The organism is Flavobacterium weaverense (assembly GCF_003688495.1).
GTDB lineage: Bacteria > Bacteroidota > Bacteroidia > Flavobacteriales > Flavobacteriaceae > Flavobacterium > Flavobacterium weaverense.
The window spans coordinates 187766-210175 of record NZ_REFH01000008.1 but is presented as its reverse complement, the minus strand read 5'-3'; the positions used below and the strand labels follow the sequence as shown (position 1 = coordinate 210175).

Here is a 22410-nt window from a genome sequence, read left to right as displayed (position 1 = left end):
TAGAGCAAACCAAATCTATTTTCTGAAAAATTATTTTCAATATTGTTATTTTTAAGTAAAAAGAGAGCCATTTGGCTCTCTTTTTAGTCTTATTTTCCTGTGAACAATGCTTTTCTTTTTTCTAAGAATGCTGTTGTACCTTCTTTAAAATCTTCGGTTCCGAAACATTTTCCGAAAGCTTTGATTTCCGTTTCGTAGCCATTTTTACCTTCTTTAAAGTTAGCGTTGACTGCTTTTATCGCTTTGCTAATCGCATTAGGTGAATTTTTAATTATTTTTTGAGCAATGGTAGTACAAAACTCCAACAATTCCGTTTGTGATACTACATGATTTACAAGTCCATTTCTATGAGCTTCTTCAGCATTGATCATTCCAGCAGTCATAATCATTTCCATAGCGCGACCTTTCCCAATAAGTTGTGGCAGTCTTTGCGTTCCTCCGTAACCTGGAATTACTCCTAAGGAAACTTCTGGTAGTCCCATTTTTGCATTATCTGAAGCTATTCTGAAATGACATGCCATAGCTAATTCTAGTCCGCCACCTAATGCGAATCCATTGACGGCTGCAATTACAGGTGTTTTTAAATTCTCAACAAAATCAAATAATTTTTCTTGACCTTCTGCCGCTAATTTCATTCCTTGTTCAACAGAAAAATTAGCAAATTCAGAAATATCAGCTCCAGCTACAAACGCTTTCTCTCCACTTCCGGTTAGCAAAATCACTTGAACTTCATTGTCTTTTTCTAACTTTTTAAAAGCTTTGTGCAGCTCATTAATCGTTGCCACATTCAACGCATTTAACTTTGATGGACGGTTAATAGTAAGAGTTGCGATATTGTTTTCAGTTGTTACTAAAATATTTTCGTAAGTCATAATGGTAGTTTTAAGTGTTAATTATAGGAAGAGTTACGGTGAAAGTTGTTCCTTTCCCAAATTCTGTATCAAAGGTAATTGTTCCTTTATAATTTTCGATAATGTTTTTTATTATTCCAAGACCAAGACCCATCCCACTACTTTTAGTGGTGAATTTTGGCTCGAATATTCTAGCTCTATCCTTAGGTTGAATCCCAATGCCATTATCTGCAAATGTGATTAATACATTGTTGTCTTCTTTTCTAATTCTAACAATCACCGATTTTTCTTCTTGCTGTTCTGGGATAGATTGTATAGCGTTCTTAGCTAAATTAGTGATAATACGGATGAGCTGCGTTCTGTCTATTACTGAAATAATTTTTGGTAAATCGCTTATAACTTGGATGTAATCTTCATTAAAAATATCCATTGCAAGTTCGACAACTTCAACCACATTTAACGTTTCATTTTGCTGTGCCGGCATCGAAGCAAAGTTTGAAAATGCCGAGGCAACTGCTGTCATCGTATCAATTTGCTGGATTAAAGTTTCAGAATAATCATTCATTTTTTGCTTTACGTTGGGGTCGCTTGGATCAAATTTACGTTGAAAACTCTGAACAGTCAATCGCATTGGAGTAAGCGGATTCTTTATTTCATGGGCTACTTGTTTAGCCATTTCGCGCCAAGCTTCCTCTCTTTCACTCTGCGCTAATTTTAAGGCACTTTTCTCGAGCTCATCCACCATCGCGTTATACGAATTTATTAATAGATTAATCTCCTTGCTACTGGCTTCTAAAACAATTTTTTCGTTTTTCTGACTCAAACTGGTTTCGCTCAATTTATCAGAAATCGTTTTTAATGATTTAGTGATATACGACGAAAGGAAATAGGCTAATGCAAAAGCCATAATTAGCATAAAGGAGTACACTTGTCCTAAGCGAATTAGAAAGCTTTTTAACTCATTTTCATAATAGCCATCATCTTCTACATAGGGCAGATTCAAAATTCCTAAAGGTTTAAATTTATCGTCTTTGATTTGGCTAAAAGCCGAACGATTCTTTTTACCATCAATAGACTTAATTTCAACGTAGCGCTTTTCAATGGAAGAACGCACGAGTTTTAAAATGTATTTTGGAATAGGTGGCGCTACTTTATCGACTGAAAAAGACTCTTTTGAAGATTTAAGTAATTTTCCGTCTAAGCCATAAATATTGATTTCGACATTATGAATGTGCGCTAATTCATGAATTTTGTCTTTGAAAATTAAATCTAGATTACCAGAAGTAAGGGGATATGTTGTTGTGGATAATACGAAATTGATGTGTTGCTTCACAGCATTTTCATTACGCTCTAGTCGCTGCTGGTGATAAACTTTAGCTTCATTTTTAAACTGAATAATTGAGATAGACGCTAAGATTACCGAAGCCATTAATATCAATACAATCATCGAAAGGAATATTCTGATTCGTAATGAAAGCGTTGCTATTTTGAAGTTTTTGATCATAATTTTACCACTAGGACACTAAGAAGGCACAATGGACACAAAAATCTTAAATTGATCTTTGCGTAATCTTTGCGAACTTAGTGGTTAGACTTTTTTTCTCTAATTCTTTTATAAAATTTGAATCCAAGCATTATCAGAATCGAAAACAAGAAAATACCAACTACTCCGTAAATCCAGTTAACCGCATTTTTTAAAATCACTAAAAATACTACTGCAAATAGAATGATTGTCGCACCTTCATTCCATAATCTCATAAATGTATTGGAATATTTCACTTTATCAATCTGTAAATCTTTGAATATTAAATGGCATTTCAAATGGTATAAGTATAGCGCAAATACAAAGCCAAGTTTTACGTGCATCCAAGGCATTTGTAACCAAGATTGTCCCAATTCAGTGAAAAATAGCATCCAGAACGCAAAAATACTCGCTAAAACCGCTGACGGCCATGTGATAATATACCACAAGCGATAGGTCATGATCTTGTATTGTTTTTGCAGAATTTCTTTTTCAGGAGATGGTTTTTGAGACGCTTCTATTTGGTAAACAAATAAGCGAACAATATAAAATAAACCTGCAAACCAAGTGATAACAAAGATGAGGTGTAATGATTTTAAGTAATTATAGTATTCCATCGTTAGTTTGAATCAATTTTGTGTTCATTTCTTTTTTAAGAAAGTAACCGGTGAGAATCGTGGAAAGAACATCGGCAATAGGAAACGCAATCCACACTCCAAAAATACCTAAAAAATTTGGTAGTATAAGCACTAGAGGAATTAGGAAAAATCCTTGCTTACTTAAAGTTAAAAGTAACGCCTTTCTAGCTTTTCCTGCGGCTTGAAAATAAGCGGCGCCTATTAGTTGAATTGCAATAATGGGTGAAGCAGCAAAAACCCAACGTAAAGCTTCTGGTGTTTGAGCGATTACAAGTGCATCATCAGTGAAAACTGCAGTAATGGGTTTTGCAAATATTAGAATAACCACAAAAATCAGTGTAGCTAAAATAGCTGCATATTTTATAGATAATTTCACACTTTCTTTAACTCTATCGTAATTTCCCGCACCATAATTAAAACCAGCGATAGGAAGGAAACCTTGTGTAATTCCTAGGATTGGGAACAAAGCGAACATTAACATTCTACTTATAATTCCGTATATCGCTACTGAATGTTCGCCACCATAAGTGTATAAAGTATGATTTAAAATAATCGATAAAACACTTATAACACCTTGTCTTGAAAAAGTCACGAAACTTAGCGCTGATATTTCTTTAACGATAGGAATCTTAAATTTAAAGTGTTTTAATTGCAGCTTTAATTCACTTTTAAAAAGGAAAAACCATAAAACAAATAGAAAGCAACTAAAATAGGATATGGCTGTCGCCAAAGCAGCGCCAAACATCCCTAAATTCATGTATTTGATAAAAAGAATATCTAATCCGATGTTTACAAATGCGGGGACTATCATTGCAACCATAGCAAATTTTGCTTTGCCTTCTGCTCGAATGATATTGTTCCCCATCATGCATAATGCAAGAAAAGGAACTGAAAGTATAATAGGGAAAAAGAATTCCTCTGCGGGTTGTACTATTGCGCCTTTTGCTCCAAAAAGCGCTAACATTTCATCGCTGAATAGAAGTCCTATTGCAACGAAAAAGCAAGATAGCAGTAAAGTCATCATGATTTGATTGGCAAAAGTGTTTTTTGCTTTCTCTTTATCATTCGCTCCTAAAGCTCTAGAAAGTACAGAACCGCCACCAATACCTATTGCCATTCCTAATGAAGAAATGAAAAAGGTAAATGGCAAAACTACCGTTACCGCCGCAATAGCCAAAGAACCAATCCATTGCCCAACAAAAATTGTGTCAATCAAAATATTGACAGACATGAACAAGACTCCAATAGAAGATGGAACTGCTTGTTTTATCAATAATTTTTTGATGTCTTGCGTGCCTAAGTCATCGGCGGTAACAGCCATTTATGCGTTTATTTTTTCAGTATTTGATTGAACAGTAGAAGATGTATTAGACCAAGTTGTAATCCAGTTACCTACTGTTTGACACCAATCATCACTATCATTTAAACAAGGAATCGCTAAAAATTCCTCTCCACCATGAACTTTAAATTCTTCATTAGCTTCCATAGCGATTTCTTCTAATGTTTCTAAACAATCAGATACAAAAGCAGGAGTAACAACAGCTAGTTTTTTAATTCCTTTTTCAGGCATTTTATTTACTTCAACATCAGTGTAAGGCGTTAACCACTTATCTCCAGCTAAACGAGATTGGAAAGTTTGGCTATATTTTCCCTCTGGAATTCCTAGTAATTTAACGACTTGTTTTGTAGTTTCATAACATTGATGACGGTAACAAAATTCATGAGCTGGTGAAGGTGTATTGCAACAAGAACCATCAATTTTACAATGCGATTTTGTAATATCTGTTTTACGAATGTGACGCTCTGGAATTCCGTGATAGGAGAACAATAAATGATCGTAATCATAACCTTCTAAATGGCCTTTGATTGAATCAGCTAGGTTTTTTAAATAATCAGGTTTATTATAGAAAGCAGGAACAATAGTAAATTTCATCTTCGGAAAATACTTTTGGCGGTGCTCTTCAGCTAACTCTAAAATTGTAGTAGTTGAAGCCATTGCGTGCTGAGGATATAAAGGAAATAAAAGAACTTCCGTAACTCCTTTATCATGTAGTTCTTGTAAACCAGACAACAAAGATGGATTTCCGTAACGCATCGCTAATGAAACTGGAACATCAACTAACTGTTTCACTTTTTCGTGCATTCTTTTCGAAATTACAACAAGAGGAGAACCCTCGTCCCACCAAATTTTAGCATATGCCGCAGCAGATTTTTTAGGTCTTGTTTGAAGAATAATTCCACGTACTAATAGAGCGCGCAACAAAAAAGGAACGTCAATAACATATTTATCCATTAAAAACTCATCTAAGTATGGTTTTACATCTTTTGCTGTTGGACTTTCTGGAGAACCTAAATTAACTAATAATACACCTTTCATGTTGTCTTTTTTTGTTGGTACAAAAGTAATTAAACTTACTTTTTTATAAATTGGGATTAACTATTTTTTATTGATTGTTTGATATACGAAATTTATGACTTTACGTATTTTGATTCATTGACATTAAATATTTTTTAGGAGTCGTAGCAAATTTCTTTTTAAAAGCAGCTATAAAATGACTTCCAGTACTATATCCTATTTTTAATCCTACTTCGTTGACATTGTAAGAACCACTGTCAAGTAATTTTCGAGCAAAATCCATTTTATAATCAAATAGAAATCCATAAACGGTGTCGCCGTAAATTTGCTTGAAACCCATTTTTAATTTTTTCAAATTTAAACCAATCTCATCTGCTAATTCTTGTAATCCTGGCGGTTCAGCCATATTAGCAATAATAATTTCTTTGGCTTTCCTAATTTTTAGAACATTGTCTTCATCAATTAAAAACGGACATTGTTCTGCATTTGGATCTTCGGTTCTATTGAAATATAAACTTAATAATTCGTATCCTTTCCCTTTGTAGTAAAGGTTTTTGATCGATGGGTTTAGATTGTAATGAAACATTTGATTCAGTACAATTGCCATCGAGGGACTGATTTCAGTTTCGTTGTAATATTTTTTTTCTTGATTTTCTTTACTTAGAAAAGGGATATGTTCAGCATCATCAGTGAATAGACCATGAAACTTTTTAATCGAAATAAAAATAGAAATCAACCATGTTTTTGGATCGATTTCGACATTTAAAGGAAGTTCTTTCTCAGTGTTATAAAACAAAAGAGCCTTTTCCTCCTTCAATTTCAAACTGTAATTCCCTTGATTAAAATTATAATTTGCACTTCCCTTGAGTCCAAAATGAAATTGTATCAATCCTAATTGTATTGGGCGTTGAAATACAGCGACTTCATCTGTGTTGTTTTGAAAGCGAATTAAAATAAAATCATCATCAATTTTTATTTCTTCTTCCATCTTTTAAATTTTTTTTATTCTGTTCGAAAGAATCTCTTCTAATCTAAGATTCCATTCCGACCTTCAAAATTAAATCTTTTATGTGGTTAAACCTTTACTTCCTTCTAAATTTATAGAATGTTTAATTATTACTAAAATTAGTAGATGTGGTAAAACTGTCTTTTTCCAATTATATCTGCGAAATACTATTAAAGCTAATATTGAATTATACAATGACATTGTTGTTGTGTTAGAATCTATCAGAAAACCAACAGTTTAAAAATAATTAGTTTTTGACATTAAAAACGCTATTCAATTAGGTAGTGTTTTTATTTAAAAATAGTTTTCTAATTAGTTTATTATAACTAAAATCAATTTAATTTTAATGAGTTATAATTTTAAATAAATTAATTTTTTAAAATGTTTTAGGCACAAATAATTCATCTATTTAGAGATACAATTTCGATTACTATTTTTAAAAATGACAATGTTGAAAATAATTATTAACATTATTATAAAGCACTCTAAGCGATGTTTTTATTAAAAATTTAATAAAAAAATCGAATCTCTTATTTAGAATTATTCTACATAATCGAATGTATTTACCCTTATTTCACTCTATTTTCAGATATAACTTCTTTTGTAATTAGTATTTTTGATCAAAATATCTCTCAGCGATACAAAAAGCACTTCCAGCGTTGTTTTAATAAAATAGTTAACAATAATTTTGTAGAACTTTTTTAAGAAAAGTATAATATGGAAAAATTCAACATGTCCAGAAATAGCACTTTCTATGCTTTAGGTTTAAGTTACAAAAAAGCAGATGCAACAATCCGAGGAAAATTTAGCTTAGATGCGCATGCGCAATCTGTATTATTAATGCAAGCGGAGGCAGAAGGTATCGAATCACTTATTGTTACTTCTACTTGTAATAGAACTGAAATATATGGCTTTGCGAAGCATCCTTATGAATTAATCAAATTACTTTGTGAAAATAGTAAAGGTTCTGTAGAAGAGTTTCAAGAAGTTGCTTACATATATAAAAATCATGAAGCTATTAATCACATGTTTCGCGTAGGTACAGGATTAGACAGTCAAATTCTAGGTGATTTTGAGATTATTAGCCAGATTAGAAATGCTTTTAATTTAAGTAAATCTAACGGTTTGATCAATACGTTTATGGATCGTTTAGTAAACTCAGTTATTCAAGCGAGTAAAAGAATTAAAACCCAAACTGATATATCTTCTGGTGCAACATCTGTTTCATTTGCATCTGTTCAATACATTTTTAAAAATGTTGAAGAAATTGCTAATAAAAATATTTTACTTTTTGGAACAGGGAAAATTGGAAGAAATACTTGTGAGAATTTAGTAAAACATACTAAGCACAGTCAGATTACTTTAATTAATCGTACAAAAGATAAGGCAGAAAAATTAGCTAAAAAATTGAATGTTGTTGTAAAAGATTACGCCGACTTACAATTAGAGCTACAAAAAGCTGATGTTGTAGTTGTTGCAACTGGAGCGCAAAATCCTACGATCGATAAAACTCTTTTAAATTTAAAAAAACCGTTGTTAATTTTAGATTTATCAATACCTAAAAATGTAAACGAGAACGTAAAAGATATAGAAGGAGTTACTCTAATTCACATGGATCAACTGTCGCAAATTACAGATGAAACATTGGAAAATAGAAAGCAACACATTCCACGAGCAGAAGCAATTATTGAGGAAATTAAAGAGGAATTTGATTCTTGGAATAAAAACAGAAAATTTGCACCAACTATCCAAGCTTTAAAAGAAAAATTAAATTCTATTAAAGATGGCGAGTTGAATTTTCAAAGGAAGAAAATATCAAATTTTCATGAAGAACAAGCTGAACTAATAAGCAATCGCATCATTCAAAAAATCACTAAACATTTTGTGAATCATCTAAAAGATGGAGAATCAATGGATGAAGGAATTGAATGGATTGAAAAAGTATTTCAGTTAGAGCAAGAAAAATATTTTTCGTAATATAACAGATTGAAAAAACTTTAATAAGTTATTAAAACTGTTGTAAAATTAAATAAAACGTGGTCGAAAAAACAATACGCATAGGAACCAGAGATAGTGAATTAGCACTTTGGCAAGCCCATACAGTTGAAAAAAAATTAAACGATTTAGGTTATAAAACTGAAATTACTGCAGTAAAATCACAAGGAGACATTCTTCTCGATAAACCACTCTACGAATTAGGAATTACTGGAATTTTTACGAAAACATTAGATATCGCCATGATTAATGGTCAAGTAGATATCGCGGTGCATTCCATGAAAGACGTTCCTACAGCATTGCCAACAGGAATTGTTCAAGCTGCTGTGCTAGAAAGAGCGAATACGCTTGATATTTTAGTTCATAAAGGCAATCTTGATTTTCTAAAATCAGAGGGAACAATTGCAACGGGTAGTTTACGCCGTCAAGCACAATGGCTCAATAAATATCCTACACACAAAGTTGTTGATTTGCGTGGAAACGTGAATACAAGGATGAAAAAATTAGAGGAAAGTGACTGGAACGGAGCTGTTTTTGCCGCTGCTGGATTAGAAAGAATTAACATCAAACCATCTAATTATATCAATTTAGACTGGATGATTCCAGCACCGGCTCAAGGAGCAATGGTAATTGTTGCAATGGCAAATGATGAATTTTGTCGAGATGCCGCTGCCGAATTAAACGATATAGAAACAGAAGTTTGTACTCATATTGAAAGACAATTTTTGAAGACTCTTGAAGGTGGTTGTACAGCTCCAATAGGAGCTTTAGCAATAATGCAAGATGATGATATCATATTTAAAGGTGTATTATTTTCTTTAGACGGAAAAGAAAAATTAGAGATTAATAAAACCGTTCCATTGGAGGATTGGAAAAAATTAGGATATAATTGCGCTAAGGAAATTTTAGATAACGGCGGAATTAGTTTGATGGAAAGTATTCGCAATGATTTAAAAAAGTAATTTTATCTCATTATGAAAAAAGAATCCCTACTCAATTATTTGTATCGCTTTTTTGATATTATAGTTCTGCTATTTATAGTTTTTGATTTTGGATATGATTTTCAGGATAATTATAACTCACCTCATGTAATTGCATTAATCGTACTTTCAGTAGGATTGTTAGGTTTTAACTCCTTCAAATATTACAATTACACATTCAAAAGCAATAAGAAGGTGGTTTTAATCAACATGATTATTCTATCATTTCTTCTAGTGCTTTCTGCTATAACTTGGTTTGTAAATAGCACATTACCCTCTTATTACGTCTTACAGAAAATCAAACCAGTTATTGAAGGAGGTCTTATCTTTTACTTCTTGCTTCGATTAATGGTATTTGTTCGTCATATCTATGACATTTACTTTAATCCCGCCATCGTTTTTGTAGGGAGTTTTATGATTTTAGTTTTAATTGGTGCCTTCTTATTAATGCTTCCCAGTGCCACGACAGGCTCAATTACTTTTACTAATGCACTTTTTACTGCTACAAGCGCTGTTTGCGTAACTGGTTTAACTGTCGTTGATACCGCAGAAGATTTCACAATTATAGGCCAATCGATTATTATAGTTTTAATTCAATTAGGAGGAATTGGAATTTTAACTTTTACGTCATTCTTTGCATTCTTCTTTAGAGGAAGTTCTTCGTTTAAAGAAGGCTTAAATACACGAGATTTTATTGCTAATGAAGGCCTAAGAGATGTTTTTAGAGCAGCTCTTAACGTTGTTATATTTACACTAGCTGTTGAATTAGTTGGAGCATTGTTTATTTATTCATCCATTATCGAAAACCCTATTATTGAGCATAAATTATACTTTTCGATATTTCACTCTATATCAGCTTTTTGTAATGCAGGATTTTCAACTTTACCGGGAGGAATTTTAAACACAACAGTTAAGTTCAATTATTACCTACAGTGGATTTTGATGCTAATGATTATTTTGGGTGGTTTAGGTCACAATATTGTTTTTAACTTCTTTCAATATTGGAAGACTTATGTTTTTGAACTTTTTGATAAAAAGATAATTCATAAAAAGGTTAGGATCATTACTTTAAATACTAGAATAGTACTTTATACTACTTTTATATTATTAGTAGGAGGTTCTATATTTCTATATATTTCAGAGTACAATCACACTTTGCTACAACACGATACTGTTTTCGGAAAAATAACAGCAGCAGCATTTAATGCAGTATCACCTAGAACAGCTGGTTTTAGCGCAACTGATTATGCAGAAATGGGTGTTCCATCCTTACTTTTTATTATTTTTCTTATGTGGATAGGTGGTTCGCCAGCCTCAACTGCCGGTGGAATAAAAACGAGTACTTTTGCATTAGCGACATTAAATATTGTTGCAGTAGCAAGAGGGAAAGGTAGAATTCAATTATTTGGTCGTAGAATATCAGCAGATTCTACTTCTCGTGCATTTGCTATTTTATCGATCTCGTTGATTACGATTGGTCTTTCTATAATGGGGGTATTAATTTTTGAACCAGAAGGAACATCAATATTAACAGTAGCTTTCGAATGTTTTTCAGCTTACAGCACTGTAGGATCGAGTATTAATTTTACTCCAACGCTTAGTGAGCCGAGTAAGTTTGTGATCATTCTCACTATGTTTATTGGCCGTATAGGAATGCTGAATTTAATGGTAGGATTATTACGAAGATTGAATCATCAGTTTTACGAATATCCGCGGGAAAATATATTAATTAACTAAACTTGTTTAGATGAAAATAATCGTTTTTGGTTTAGGAAATTTCGGAATGTCATTGGCTATAAGCCTAACCGAAACAGGAAATGAAGTTATTGGTGTAGATAAAAATATTGAGAAAGTAAATCTTGTAAAAGATAAAATTTCGCATGCTATTGCCATGGATTCTACTAACGAGCTGTCATACGAAGCATTACCTTTAAAGGACACTGATAAAGTAGTGGTCGCTATTGGAGAAAATGAAGGTGCCGCCATTATCACGACTGCCATTATTAAAAAATTGAGCGATGTGAAAATTATCAGTAGAGCGTTGTCACCTATCCACGATACGGTTCTTGAGGCTATGGGAATCCATAGTATTGTTCATCCAGAGCAGGAATCAGCAGATCGATTGACCAAGCAAATCAATTTTAAATCTACTTTAGAAAATTATCAGTTAGATGATAATTACACCATATCGGAAGTTAAGGCAAAACCAGAATTCTTTGGTAAAACATTAGCTGAATTAGATACCATCGATAAATATCGATTAACTTTGATTACTATTATTCGAAAGAGAGAAAAGAAAAATTTAATAGGCAAAAAATCTATTATAAAAGAATCAATAGGTCGTCCCGCTCCATTAACTGTTATTCTAGAAGATGATATTTTAGTGGTTTACGGATACAATAAAGATATAGAAACCTACTGTTTGGGTCAAGAAGAATACCAAAAAAGAAGTTAAAAAATGATTCAGATACTATCTACAAGGACACTTTTAAAAGATCAAAAAGAAGCTTTGGTAAATGCTAATTTCAATGTTGTTGAAGTCGATTTTATAAAAACGCAAAGCAATCCGTTTAAATTAAATGAAATTAATGAGAATTTGATTTTTACTAGTCAAAATGCAGTGCAAAGTTTTTTATTGGATCCAAAAGCTGAAGCATTAAAATCCAAAAATGTTTTTTGCGTAGGTTTAAAAACCAAAATTATGCTTTCAGAAAGTGGCTACAATGTTGTCGCTTACACGGGTTACGCAGAGGATTTAGCAGAAATAATTACTTTAATTTATGCTAGTGAAAGCTACACTTTTTTTAGTGGTAACTTAAGAAGAGAGACTTTGCCAAAAGCTTTGAAAGAAGCTAAAATAAAGTTCAACGAAATTCAAGTTTACGAAACAACGCTGACACCTCAGAAAATTAAAACGCCTGTTGAAGCAATTTTATTCTTTAGTCCTTCTGGAATCGAAAGTTATTTGAAAGAGAATAAGATTAAAAACGAGACTTGTTTTTGTATTGGAACAACAACCTCAAGCGCTTTAGAGGGAATAACTAAAAATGTAATAGTTGCTACACAACCTACAATTGAAGATGTGATTGAAGAAGTAATTGCTGAATATAGATAATGACTGTTTAGAGATGATCTAAACAATTAATAATAATGAAAACGCTTTAAGACAATAAATTATGATTAAGAACGACCTATTTTTAAAAGCACTAAAAGGAGAAACAGTTGATCGTCCGCCAGTATGGATGATGCGTCAAGCTGGAAGATATTTACCTGAATTTATTGCATTACGTGATAAATATGATTTCTTCACGCGTTGTAGAACCCCTGAAATTGCTGCTGAAATTACTGTACAACCTATCCGTAGAATTGCTCCAGATGCTGCGATTTTATTCTCTGATATTTTGGTGGTGCCACAAGCAATGGGACTTGAAGTTATAATGAAAGAAAATTTTGGTCCGTTTGTACCAAATCCAATTCGTACAATTCAAGATGTAGAACGCGTTATTGTTCCAGATATTCATGAAACTTTAGGATATGTGATGGATGCCATCAAATTGACTAAAGAAATGTTGAATGATGAGGTTCCGTTAATTGGTTTTGCTGGTTCGCCGTGGACAATTATGTGCTATGCCGTAGAAGGTCAAGGATCTAAAAGTTTTGATAAAGCTAAAGGATTTTGTTTCCAATATCCAGAAGCTGCTCACGTCTTATTGCAAAAAATTACAGATACGACTATTCTATATCTTAAAGAAAAAGTAAAAGCAGGAGTAAATGCCGTTCAAGTTTTTGACTCTTGGGGTGGAATGCTTTCTCCAGCTGACTATCAAGAATTTTCTTGGAAATACATCAACCAAATCGTTGAAGCTTTAGCTGATGACGCACCAGTTATTGTTTTCGGAAAAGGATGTTGGTTTGCTCTAGGCGAAATGGGTAAAAGTAGAGCTTCAGCATTAGGAGTAGACTGGACTTGTTCACCAAGGAATGCAAGATATTTATCAGGAGGAAAAATTACTTTACAAGGAAATTTTGATCCATCAAGATTATTATCACCTATTCCTGTGATCAAGAAAATGGTGCACGAAATGATTGACGAATTCGGGAAAGATAAATACATCGTGAACTTAGGTCATGGGATTTTACCAAACATTCCTGTAGATCACGCAAAAGCATTTATCGATGCAGTAAAAGAATACAACATCTAGTTTAAATGTTAAACAAAGGATTAAAAGATAAAGAAAGCGAACGAATAGACAATGTGCTAAAGACTTTGCTTTCTTTTGTTTTTGTACCAAAGTTTTGGAATATTGAAGACACAAGTGTTATCGACAATCATTTAACTAATCTCGGATTGACAACAGAAGTCATAATTACAAGTAGTCAAAATGAATTACTTGATTTATTACAACGGTTAAAATTTGATTGGAGTCAGCAAGAACAATTTGCTGATTTTTTAATTGCTATATCAAAAGAAAATCCATTTTGTTTAGTTGAAAAAGCAATTGCGATTTACGAGAATATTCAAAAAGAAACTAAGACTTTTTCTTTCGGAATCTCGACTAAAATAGCTTTGGCGAAAGCCAATTAAAGTCATGGTTGTTACTGAAAATTTTATTCTAGATAAATTGAAGCAAGATGATGCACAAAAATTGCATCAATTTATGATGGAGAACAAAGAAAGATTTAAAGTTTTCTTTCCAGTAACGCTCTCAAATAATGAAACGCTCGAAAAATCCAAAGAATATATTGAAGTAAAAAATAGCGAAATGGAAAAGAGAACAAACTTCACATTTGCAATTAGAGCTAATGATTCCCAAACAATCGTAGGTTTGGTTATAATTAAAAAGATAGATTGGACAGCTGGTTTAGGTGAATTAGCCTACTGTATTAGAGGTTTTTATGAAGAAAAAGGTTTAAGTACCAAAGCTGTTAAAGCGCTATCTAATTATGCTTTTAATGAATTGAAATTAAAAAAGCTTCAAATTAGTGCTCATAAAACGAATATTGGAAGTGTAAAAGTGGCTTTGAATAATGGTTTTATTTGGAATAAAATATTAAAAAATGAATTCACTCCAATAAATGAAACTCCATTAGACATGGAATTATATGAATTGAATAATGAAAAATAAATTTTACGCATACATCCAAAACTTACAAGATCAAATCGTTGCAGGACTAGAAGCAGTTGACGGAAAAGCTAAATTCCGAGAAGACATTTGGGAACGCCCAGAAGGTGGCGGAGGAAGAACTCGTGTAATCGAAAATGGAAATGTTTTTGAAAAAGGCGGTGTTAATATTTCAGCAGTTCACGGAAAACTGCCAGACAGCATGCAAAAACTGTTCAACGTAGGAGAAGCTGATTTTTTCGCCTGCGGATTAAGTTTAGTTATTCATCCAAAGAGTCCAATGGTACCAACGGTTCATGCTAACTGGCGCTATTTCGAAATGTATGACGATGCTGGAAATGTAATCAACAGTTGGTTTGGTGGCGGACAAGATCTTACGCCTTATTATTTGTTCGAAGAAGATGCAACTCATTTTCATCAGACTTGTAAAACAGCTTGTGATAAACATAATCCAGAGTTTTATCCAAAGTATAAAAAGCAATGTGACGCTTATTTCTGGAATACACATCGTTTTGAAGCTCGTGGAATTGGCGGATTGTTTTTCGATTATTGCAAAGCAACCGAAGAAATGAGTATGGAAAACTGGTTTAACTTTGTTTCAGAAGTGGGTAATAGTTTCCTAGAAGCGTATGTTCCCATTGTTGAAAAAAGAAAAAACTTACCATTTACAGAAGCTCAAAAAACTTGGCAAGAAATTCGTCGTGGCCGTTATGTAGAGTTCAATTTAGTTCACGATAAAGGCACTTTATTTGGTTTAAAAACCAATGGTCGAATTGAAAGTATCTTGATGAGTTTACCACCACATGTTCAATGGGTTTACGATCATCATCCAGAACCAGGAAGCGAAGAAGAAAAATTAATTCAAGTATTAGAAAATCCAGTTAATTGGATTAAGATTGTTGAATGATGATTTTTGATTGCAGATGTAATCCCGTAGTTCAATAATATTTGATAAATAGAAAATATAATAAGATTAGAGATCTAGGATTTCAGACTTTTCTTAACATAGAGCAAAGATCTAAAATCTACAATCGTTAATCTAAAATCATAAATCATTATGTTCCCATTACAAAGAGGTAGAAGATTACGCGTAAACGAATCCATTCGTTCTTTAGTTCGCGAAACCACATTAAGTCCAAGCGATTTTATGTTCCCAATGTTCATCGCAGAAGGTGAAAATTACAAAGTAGAAATTTCCTCCATGCCAGGAATTTATCGACGTTCAGTAGATTTAACTGTTTCAGAAGTTAAGGAATTATTCGAATTAGGAATTCGTGCGGTAAACATTTATGTAAAAGTTGATGAAAGTTTAAAAGACAATACTGGAAAAGAAGCTTGGAATCCAGAAGGATTAATGCAACGTGCGATTAAGGAGATAAAAGTAGCTTGTCCAGAAATGATTGTAATGCCAGACGTGGCATTAGATCCTTATTCCATTTATGGTCATGATGGAATAATCGCTAATGGTGATATTGAGAATGACTCAACAAATGATGCATTAGTAAAAATGGCCGTTTCTCATGCACAAGCAGGAGCTGATTTTGTAGCTCCATCCGACATGATGGACGGGCGTGTTTTACGCTTGCGTCAAGGACTTGATGCTGCGGGATTTCAAAATGTAGGTATCATGAGTTATTCGGCTAAATATGCTTCGGCATTTTACGGCCCATTTAGAGACGCCTTAGACAGCGCTCCAAGAGAAGCTGACGTAGTTGTTCCGCAAGATAAAAAAACGTACCAAATGGACTATGCAAACCGTTTAGAAGCTATAAAAGAAGCATTGTGGGATGTTGAAGAAGGTGCAGATATGGTTATGGTAAAACCAGGAATCGCTTATTTAGATATTGTACGTGAAGTTAAAAATGCTGTGAATGTTCCTGTAACTGTTTTTCATGTTTCGGGAGAATATGCAATGATCAAAGCAGCAGCCGAGAGAGGTTGGTTAGATCATGACAAAATTATGATGGAGCAATTAATGTGTATAAAAAGAGCAGGAGCAAGTTTAATTTCGACCTATTTTGCTAAAGAAGCTGCGATACTTTTACAAAAAAGTTAATAAAATAATAAGCTTAAAATTTGAAAATTGAGCTGAAGAGTAATTTTTTTAGTATATTTGATACAGAGTTAAATACAGCTAATCTTACTTTTTGACTGGAATTTAAATAATCACAATTAAAGAAAATAACATGAAAAAGATTTTATTATTATTTGCAGTTTTAGCCATGGCTTCTTGTAAAAAAGAAGAAACTAAAAAAGAACCATTGTATCCTACTTCAACTGAAGAGATCGCTCAGACTCCTGAAGAACTAGGTGCAGAGATTTTTAAAGGAAAAGGAAATTGCGTTGCTTGTCACCAAATGGACCAGAAAGTCGTAGGACCAAGTCTTAAAGTTATTGCGCAGATGTACAAAGATAAAAATGCAGACATGGTTAAATTTCTAAAAGGTGAAGGTGAACCAATTGTTGATCCAAGCCAATACGAAGTGATGAAAGCTAATTTTGCGATTACTAAAGCGATGTCTGATGAAGAATTAGGCGCACTAGAAGCTTATGTATATTCAAGTATCAAATAGTTTCATCTTTATTAAAAGTGAAATTTTAAAAATCTATAGGAAAGCAAAATCTCCTATAGATTTTTTTATTTTTATTTATGTCAAGTTTGCTTTACTTTTTGATTATTTTACTTTACATTTGATGTGAATTTTAATTGTATCAACATGAAAACAAATTATTTATTTCCGTATTCCTTTAAAAAGTTTAGCGGTATCTTATTAGTTATTTCTCTCCTAACACTGTTGATTATTTCTGCTGTCAATAGAGATCACGATGTAATTCAACTACCTGTTAAAACATTTGCTTTTATTTATGATAAAGCCGGCATTCATACTGCTTACTTTGGATTAACTGAAAATAATATTATCGATGAGGTGTTGATGACTGTATTTATTATTTGTGGTATTGTTTTCGCTTTTTCTAAAGAAAAGATAGAAGACGAAATGGTTTCTAAAATTCGTCTTGAAAGTTTAGTTTGGGCAACCTACGTCAATTATGCTATTTTATTAATTTGCGTGATTTTTATTTACGGATTGTCTTTCCTTCAAGTTATGGAATATAACATGTTTACGCTACTATTGTTCTTTATTATCCGATTTCATTGGACGTTATACAAAAACAGTAAATTGGATAATTATGACTAATAATGTAAAAGTACAGCGTGCTATTGCAAACATTACACAAGCACAATTAGCGGAGAAAATAGGAGTGAGTAGGCAAACAATAAATGCAATTGAGTTAAAGAAATATGTACCGTCGACAGTTTTAGCTTTAAAAATCGCTAAACTATTCGGTAAATCAGTGCATGAGATCTTTGAATTAGACAGTGACGATTAACCCCTTACTTTCAAATAATTGAACCAATTTTAATGAGATAATTAAATAAATTCGATAGTATGGAAACTGCTTTTATAAAAACACCTCTAGGTATTGCTGAAATTGTAGGCGATGAAAAAGGTATTTGCTCGATTTCAGTGCACGACGAAGGAACGCTTTCAACCGAAATTCCTGCAAACTTACAGAATGCAGTAACTCAGTTAAATGAGTATTTTGAAGGAACGAGAACTGCGTTTGATTTTAAGTTAAATCCTAAAGGAACGGAGTTTCAGAACAAAGTGTGGAAAGGGCTTTTATCAATTCCATTTGGCAAAACGAGAACATATCTCGAACAATCAAAAATCTTAGGTGATGTAAAAGCAATTCGCGCTGTGGCTTCCGCCAATGGTAAAAATCCTTTGTGGATTGTAGTTCCGTGCCACAGAGTTATCGGTTCTGATGGTTCGTTGACTGGTTATGCTGGTGGCTTATGGAGAAAAAAGTGGCTTTTAGAACATGAAAATCCTACGAATCAGCAAAGTCTTTTCGATGAACTGTAGTTTAATTTTTACTTTCTATCACTAAATCGTATTTTAGTTTGTGAAAATTTATGTAATTTGGGATCAAATATGAAAATATGATCGAAAAAATAAACCTTAATAATATTCTATTTCTAGATATCGAAACTGTACCTGAAGCCGAAAATTTTAATGCTTTAGATGTTGAGATGAGAGATTTATGGGAACATAAAACACAGTATCAAAGAAAGGACGAATTCACAGCAGAGGATTTCTACGACCGTGCGGGTATTTGGGCAGAATTTGGTAAAATTGTTTGCATTTCTGTTGGATATTTTACAATCAAAAATGACATTCGGAATTTTAGAGTTACTTCTTTTTTTGGTGAAGAAAAAAAAATATTAGAAGATTTTAATAATTTGCTTAATACGCACTTTAACCAACCACAGCATGTTCTATGCGGACACAATGCAAAAGAATTTGACATTCCATTTATTGCGCGCCGAATGATTATAAATCAAATAGCGATTCCCAACAAGCTAAATCTATTTGGAAAAAAACCATGGGAAATACCACATTTGGATACATTAGAATTATGGAAGTTCGGGGATTATAAGCACTACACTTCACTCAAATTACTAACAAAAATATTGGGAATTCCTTCCCCAAAAGGTGATATCGATGGCAGTCAAGTTGGTCATGTTTTCTATGTCGAAAAAGATATAGATCGAATCGTAACTTATTGTGAAAAAGATACTATTGCCGTAGCGCAAATTTTTCTGAGATTAAGGAGAGAAGATTTGTTAATAGAAGACGAGATTATTCATGTTTAAATAAATGATTTCTGTTACAGTATCAAAAATATATATTAGTTTTAGCAATTGAAATTTGATTTTACGGTTTTCCTTGATTTGTCACATTTATAAAAAATATAGATTATGGTATTAAGTAGGTTTTGGTTAGTTATTTTTATCTCGTCGATTTTATTTGTGGTGATCAGTTTGTTTTCGGGAAGTACTTATACCATCGATTACGTTTTGAATGGTGAAAAGGGTGATCGTATTTTAGTATCTGAAAAATATATAGATCAAGTTCCTGCTTTTATTAGAGATAGTATTCAATTGAAAGCAGATAAAACCATGATTGTTAATCGTGATTTGTCAAATAACGATACGACTTATGTTTACAAAAATCAAACCGTTCAGATTTACAGTGGAGTTCAAAAATCCGATGGATTATTAGCAACGTGTAGAAGCAGTTTAGTTGACATTATTATTCCCTTGATTGCTTATTTAGCCTTCTTTTGTGGACTGATGGAGCTTTTAATTATTTCTGGAGTTTCTGGTAAATTAGCTAAAGTATTGAGTCCTGTATTTGTAAAAGTATTTCCAAGTATTCCTAAAAATCATCCCTCTATTTCTTATATGACATTGAATTTTGCAGCTAATTTTTTAGGGCTAGATTCGGCCGCAACGCCTTTTGGGTTAAAAGCAATGGAGAGTTTGCAAGAGCTCAATCCGGATAAAGACACTGCAAGTGATGCGCAAATTATGTTTATGTGTTTGCACGCATCGGGTTTAACTTTAATTGCCACCTCTATTATCGGATACCGTGCAGCTGCAGGTTCTAGTAATCCTGCTGATGTAATGTTGCCCTGTATTATTACATCGTTTATTGGTACTATTGCTGCTTTTTTAATCGTGGGTGTAAAACAAAAAATCAATTTTAAAAGTGCTTCCTTGGTAATTGGATTAATGACATTAATTGGCGCTATTGTCGGGTTGTTGATGTATGTTAATCATTTAGATTTAATCGGAAAGAATTATTTTACTTCTAATCTTTCGGGATTGATTTTATTAGCTATTATTGGTTTTACCTTATTTTACGCATTTCGTCAAGAGAAGAAATTTGCTGAGGCTAAAACGACTGTATTTGACTCTTTTGTAGTTGGTGCAAATAATGGTGTAAAAACTGGAGTTACTATTTTTCCTTATGTTTTGGGAATGCTAGCTGCTATTTCTTTATTTAGAAACAGCGGTTTATTTGATATTATAAGTGATGGAATTGCTTTTATCTTTTCGAACTTAGGAGTAAATAAACAAATTATTGATGCTATGCCAGTCGCCTTGCTTAGACCTTTCAGTTCTGCAGGATCAAGAGGGTTTTTATTAGATTCGATGAGTACTTTTGGCGCAGATTCCTTAACAGGAAGGTTAAGCAGTATTTTTCAATGTAGTGCCGAAAGCACATTTTATGTAATTGCAGTTTACTTCGGTTCTGTAAATATTAAAAACACACGTTACGCGCTAGGAACGATGTTGCTAGTTGATGTGATTTGTGTAATTACAGCCATCTTTGTAGCGACATGGTTTTTCTAAGATTACTGTAAATTATTAATATAAAAAAAGAGTCGGAATTTCAATATTGAAATTCCGACACTTTTACATTTATAGAAGTTTTGTTAAATAACCATCTCTGGTATTTCACCTTCAATTATTAGTTCAGCTTCTGTTGAAGCAATGATATGTTCAACTGTAACTCCTGGCGCGCGTTCTAAGAGCTTAAAACCCTTTGGAGTCACTTCTAGAACTGCAAGTTCAGTAACCACTTTTTTAACGCAGCCTACACCTGTTAATGGCAAAGTACATTTTTTAAGTATTTTTGATTCCCCTGCTTTATTCACGTGCATCATGGCAACTATAATATTCTCTGCCGAAGCAACTAAATCCATAGCGCCACCCATTCCTTTTACCATTTTACCTGGTATTTTCCAATTGGCAATATCACCGTTTTCGGCTACTTCCATTGCACCAAGAATAGTTAAGTCTACTTTTTGGCTACGAATCATTCCAAAACTAAAAGCAGAATCAAAAAAACTGGCTCCTGGTAAAGTCGTAATGGTTTGTTTTCCAGCATTAATGATATCGGCATCTTCTTCGCCTTCAAATGGAAACGGTCCCATTCCTAGCACACCATTTTCACTTTGAAACTCGACATTAATTCCATCAGGAACATAATTTGCCACCAGTGTTGGAATTCCTATACCTAAGTTTACGTAATACCGATCTTTAACTTCTTTTGCAATTCTTTTTGCTATGTCTTCTTTTGTTAACATAATTTATTTTTTTTAAACCATTAAGAATATTAAGGTTCAGTAAGTATTTTTACTATTACTGTTTTTAGACTTAAAATGATCACTGCTCACTTTTTTAAATCATTAAGATAGTAAGGTTCATTAAATGTTTTATTTAAAGTCTATTTAAAGTTCAAATTGATGACTGAACACTGATTACTTTTTTCTAACCGTTCTTTGCTCAATTCTTTTCTCAAATTTTTCGCCTTGAAAAATACGTTGGACTAATATCCCTGGAATATGTATTTCATTTGGATCAAGCGAACCCACAGGTAACAATTCTTCTACTTCAGCAATTGTGATTTTTGCAGCGCCAGCCATACAAGAATTAAAGTTTCTGGCAGTTCCTTTAAAAATAAGATTTCCGGCTTCATCACCTTTCCACGCTTTTACAATAGAAAAATCAGCTTTGAAAGCCAATTCCATTACGTGCATTTTTCCATTAAATTCTCGAGTTTCTTTACCTTCAGCAACTTCAGTTCCGAAGCCGGCTGGCGTAAAAAATGCTGGAATTCCAGCCTGAGCTGCACGACATTTTTCTGCTAGAGTTCCTTGAGGTGTTAACTCTACGTCCAATTCTCCAGAAAGCATTTGACGTTCAAATTCAGCATTTTCACCAACGTAAGATGAAATCATCTTTTTGATTTGGCGCTTGTGCAAAAGTAAACCAAGGCCAAAATCATCTACTCCTGCATTATTTGAAATACAAGTTAAATCCGTCGTTTCTTTTTTTACTAATTCAGCGATACTGTTTTCAGGAATTCCACATAATCCGAAACCACCTAACATGACAGTCATCCCATTTTCAATTCCTTGAAGGGCTTCGTGAACATTATTTACTTTTTTATTGATCATAAGAATGAATTACTAATAAGCCTAATTTTAATAAAAAATAGGATTTAATTATTTAAACAATTTA

At 32.9% G+C, this 22410-nt stretch carries 24 protein-coding genes; 16 read left to right on the top strand and 8 right to left on the bottom strand.

The genetic code is table 11. The features are described 5' to 3' along the window. Positions 1-89 precede the first annotated feature (89 nt). The 6 genes from BC961_RS04565 to BC961_RS04540 form a co-directional block, all read right to left on the bottom strand. A complete protein-coding gene (locus BC961_RS04565) occupies positions 90-872 on the bottom strand; it encodes an enoyl-CoA hydratase/isomerase family protein (RefSeq protein ID WP_121924682.1) in 783 nt (260 codons plus the stop codon). A gap of 10 nt (positions 873-882) precedes the next feature. Further along, the gene (locus BC961_RS04560; protein ID WP_245980804.1) at positions 883-2355 is read right to left on the bottom strand and encodes a sensor histidine kinase; all 1473 of its coding nucleotides are present in this window, start codon (positions 2353-2355) and stop codon (positions 883-885) included. A 77-nt stretch (positions 2356-2432) separates the two neighbouring features. Beyond that, the gene (locus BC961_RS04555; RefSeq protein WP_121924680.1) at positions 2433-2990 is read right to left on the bottom strand and encodes a CopD family protein; all 558 of its coding nucleotides are present in this window, start codon (positions 2988-2990) and stop codon (positions 2433-2435) included. Beyond that, positions 2977-4332: an MATE family efflux transporter gene (locus BC961_RS04550; protein ID WP_121924679.1), complete on the bottom strand. Its 1356-nt coding sequence runs from the start codon at positions 4330-4332 to the stop codon at positions 2977-2979. The genes BC961_RS04555 and BC961_RS04550 overlap by 14 nt, the downstream gene beginning before the upstream one ends. Beyond that, complete coding sequence (hemH, locus tag BC961_RS04545; protein WP_121924678.1) at positions 4333-5388, bottom strand: ferrochelatase; 1056 nt, start codon at positions 5386-5388, stop codon at positions 4333-4335. It lies immediately after the preceding gene. A gap of 100 nt (positions 5389-5488) precedes the next feature. Beyond that, positions 5489-6355, bottom strand: a complete 867-nt coding sequence (locus tag BC961_RS04540) for a helix-turn-helix domain-containing protein (protein ID WP_121924677.1) — start codon at positions 6353-6355, stop codon at positions 5489-5491. A 735-nt stretch (positions 6356-7090) separates the two neighbouring features. On the opposite strand from BC961_RS04540, the gene hemA reads away from it, so the two are divergent. From hemA to BC961_RS04460, 16 genes are all read left to right on the top strand, one after another. After that, entirely contained in the window at positions 7091-8350 is a 1260-nt protein-coding gene (gene hemA, locus BC961_RS04535) for a glutamyl-tRNA reductase (RefSeq protein WP_121924676.1), read from the top strand. 59 nt (positions 8351-8409) lie between these two features. Continuing rightward, the gene (gene hemC / locus BC961_RS04530; RefSeq protein WP_121924675.1) at positions 8410-9330 is read left to right on the top strand and encodes a hydroxymethylbilane synthase; all 921 of its coding nucleotides are present in this window, start codon (positions 8410-8412) and stop codon (positions 9328-9330) included. A 12-nt stretch (positions 9331-9342) separates the two neighbouring features. Beyond that, complete coding sequence (locus BC961_RS04525) at positions 9343-11085, top strand: TrkH family potassium uptake protein (RefSeq protein ID WP_121924674.1); 1743 nt, start codon at positions 9343-9345, stop codon at positions 11083-11085. A 10-nt stretch (positions 11086-11095) separates the two neighbouring features. Beyond that, positions 11096-11803 (top strand): potassium channel family protein, encoded by a 708-nt coding sequence (locus BC961_RS04520; protein ID WP_121924673.1) that lies wholly within the window; start codon positions 11096-11098, stop codon positions 11801-11803. Between the two features lie 3 nt (positions 11804-11806). Further along, on the top strand, positions 11807-12463 hold the full coding sequence (locus BC961_RS04515; RefSeq protein ID WP_121924672.1) for a uroporphyrinogen-III synthase: 657 nt from the start codon (positions 11807-11809) through the stop codon (positions 12461-12463). Positions 12464-12524: 61 nt separating this feature from the next. Beyond that, positions 12525-13550, top strand: a complete 1026-nt coding sequence (hemE, locus tag BC961_RS04510; protein WP_121924671.1) for a uroporphyrinogen decarboxylase — start codon at positions 12525-12527, stop codon at positions 13548-13550. A gap of 5 nt (positions 13551-13555) precedes the next feature. Further along, entirely contained in the window at positions 13556-13933 is a 378-nt protein-coding gene (locus BC961_RS04505; RefSeq protein WP_121924670.1) for a hypothetical protein, read from the top strand. Positions 13934-13937: 4 nt separating this feature from the next. After that, complete coding sequence (locus BC961_RS04500; protein WP_121924669.1) at positions 13938-14474, top strand: GNAT family N-acetyltransferase; 537 nt, start codon at positions 13938-13940, stop codon at positions 14472-14474. After that, a complete protein-coding gene (gene hemF, locus BC961_RS04495) occupies positions 14464-15378 on the top strand; it encodes an oxygen-dependent coproporphyrinogen oxidase (RefSeq protein WP_121924668.1) in 915 nt (304 codons plus the stop codon). Before BC961_RS04500 ends, hemF begins: the two co-directional genes overlap by 11 nt. A gap of 150 nt (positions 15379-15528) precedes the next feature. After that, complete coding sequence (gene hemB, locus BC961_RS04490; RefSeq protein ID WP_121924667.1) at positions 15529-16527, top strand: porphobilinogen synthase; 999 nt, start codon at positions 15529-15531, stop codon at positions 16525-16527. Positions 16528-16657: 130 nt separating this feature from the next. Next, the gene (locus BC961_RS04485; RefSeq protein ID WP_121924666.1) at positions 16658-17044 is read left to right on the top strand and encodes a c-type cytochrome; all 387 of its coding nucleotides are present in this window, start codon (positions 16658-16660) and stop codon (positions 17042-17044) included. Between the two features lie 144 nt (positions 17045-17188). After that, on the top strand, positions 17189-17668 hold the full coding sequence (locus BC961_RS04480; RefSeq protein WP_121924665.1) for a hypothetical protein: 480 nt from the start codon (positions 17189-17191) through the stop codon (positions 17666-17668). Next, on the top strand, positions 17661-17861 hold the full coding sequence (locus BC961_RS04475; RefSeq protein ID WP_121924664.1) for a helix-turn-helix transcriptional regulator: 201 nt from the start codon (positions 17661-17663) through the stop codon (positions 17859-17861). Before BC961_RS04480 ends, BC961_RS04475 begins: the two co-directional genes overlap by 8 nt. A gap of 59 nt (positions 17862-17920) precedes the next feature. Then, positions 17921-18400 carry a methylated-DNA--[protein]-cysteine S-methyltransferase gene (locus BC961_RS04470; RefSeq protein ID WP_121924663.1) on the top strand — a complete coding sequence of 160 codons (480 nt, stop codon included), beginning with the start codon at positions 17921-17923 and terminating at the stop codon, positions 18398-18400. Between the two features lie 77 nt (positions 18401-18477). Then, positions 18478-19191: a 3'-5' exonuclease gene (locus BC961_RS04465; RefSeq protein ID WP_121924662.1), complete on the top strand. Its 714-nt coding sequence runs from the start codon at positions 18478-18480 to the stop codon at positions 19189-19191. 105 nt (positions 19192-19296) lie between these two features. After that, positions 19297-20736, top strand: a complete 1440-nt coding sequence (locus BC961_RS04460) for a nucleoside recognition domain-containing protein (protein WP_121924661.1) — start codon at positions 19297-19299, stop codon at positions 20734-20736. A gap of 83 nt (positions 20737-20819) precedes the next feature. Here the strand turns inward: BC961_RS04460 and BC961_RS04455 are convergent, their stop codons facing one another. Beyond that, positions 20820-21473: a CoA transferase subunit B gene (locus tag BC961_RS04455; RefSeq protein WP_121924660.1), complete on the bottom strand. Its 654-nt coding sequence runs from the start codon at positions 21471-21473 to the stop codon at positions 20820-20822. A gap of 174 nt (positions 21474-21647) precedes the next feature. Continuing rightward, complete coding sequence (locus BC961_RS04450) at positions 21648-22346, bottom strand: CoA transferase subunit A (protein ID WP_121924659.1); 699 nt, start codon at positions 22344-22346, stop codon at positions 21648-21650. Positions 22347-22410 lie beyond the last annotated feature (64 nt).

Coding starts and splice junctions, on each gene's coding strand:
- BC961_RS04565 (WP_121924682.1), bottom strand. CDS start 872: ATGACTTACGAAAATATTTTAGTAACAACTGAAAACAATATCGCAACT.
- BC961_RS04560 (WP_245980804.1), bottom strand. CDS start 2,355: ATGATCAAAAACTTCAAAATAGCAACGCTTTCATTACGAATCAGAATA.
- BC961_RS04555 (WP_121924680.1), bottom strand. CDS start 2,990: ATGGAATACTATAATTACTTAAAATCATTACACCTCATCTTTGTTATC.
- BC961_RS04550 (WP_121924679.1), bottom strand. CDS start 4,332: ATGGCTGTTACCGCCGATGACTTAGGCACGCAAGACATCAAAAAATTA.
- hemH (WP_121924678.1), bottom strand. CDS start 5,388: ATGAAAGGTGTATTATTAGTTAATTTAGGTTCTCCAGAAAGTCCAACA.
- BC961_RS04540 (WP_121924677.1), bottom strand. CDS start 6,355: ATGGAAGAAGAAATAAAAATTGATGATGATTTTATTTTAATTCGCTTT.
- hemA (WP_121924676.1), top strand. CDS start 7,091: ATGGAAAAATTCAACATGTCCAGAAATAGCACTTTCTATGCTTTAGGT.
- BC961_RS04525 (WP_121924674.1), top strand. CDS start 9,343: ATGAAAAAAGAATCCCTACTCAATTATTTGTATCGCTTTTTTGATATT.
- BC961_RS04520 (WP_121924673.1), top strand. CDS start 11,096: ATGAAAATAATCGTTTTTGGTTTAGGAAATTTCGGAATGTCATTGGCT.
- BC961_RS04515 (WP_121924672.1), top strand. CDS start 11,807: ATGATTCAGATACTATCTACAAGGACACTTTTAAAAGATCAAAAAGAA.
- hemE (WP_121924671.1), top strand. CDS start 12,525: ATGATTAAGAACGACCTATTTTTAAAAGCACTAAAAGGAGAAACAGTT.
- BC961_RS04505 (WP_121924670.1), top strand. CDS start 13,556: ATGTTAAACAAAGGATTAAAAGATAAAGAAAGCGAACGAATAGACAAT.
- BC961_RS04500 (WP_121924669.1), top strand. CDS start 13,938: ATGGTTGTTACTGAAAATTTTATTCTAGATAAATTGAAGCAAGATGAT.
- hemF (WP_121924668.1), top strand. CDS start 14,464: ATGAAAAATAAATTTTACGCATACATCCAAAACTTACAAGATCAAATC.
- hemB (WP_121924667.1), top strand. CDS start 15,529: ATGTTCCCATTACAAAGAGGTAGAAGATTACGCGTAAACGAATCCATT.
- BC961_RS04485 (WP_121924666.1), top strand. CDS start 16,658: ATGAAAAAGATTTTATTATTATTTGCAGTTTTAGCCATGGCTTCTTGT.
- BC961_RS04480 (WP_121924665.1), top strand. CDS start 17,189: ATGAAAACAAATTATTTATTTCCGTATTCCTTTAAAAAGTTTAGCGGT.
- BC961_RS04475 (WP_121924664.1), top strand. CDS start 17,661: ATGACTAATAATGTAAAAGTACAGCGTGCTATTGCAAACATTACACAA.
- BC961_RS04470 (WP_121924663.1), top strand. CDS start 17,921: ATGGAAACTGCTTTTATAAAAACACCTCTAGGTATTGCTGAAATTGTA.
- BC961_RS04465 (WP_121924662.1), top strand. CDS start 18,478: ATGATCGAAAAAATAAACCTTAATAATATTCTATTTCTAGATATCGAA.
- BC961_RS04460 (WP_121924661.1), top strand. CDS start 19,297: ATGGTATTAAGTAGGTTTTGGTTAGTTATTTTTATCTCGTCGATTTTA.
- BC961_RS04455 (WP_121924660.1), bottom strand. CDS start 21,473: ATGTTAACAAAAGAAGACATAGCAAAAAGAATTGCAAAAGAAGTTAAA.
- BC961_RS04450 (WP_121924659.1), bottom strand. CDS start 22,346: ATGATCAATAAAAAAGTAAATAATGTTCACGAAGCCCTTCAAGGAATT.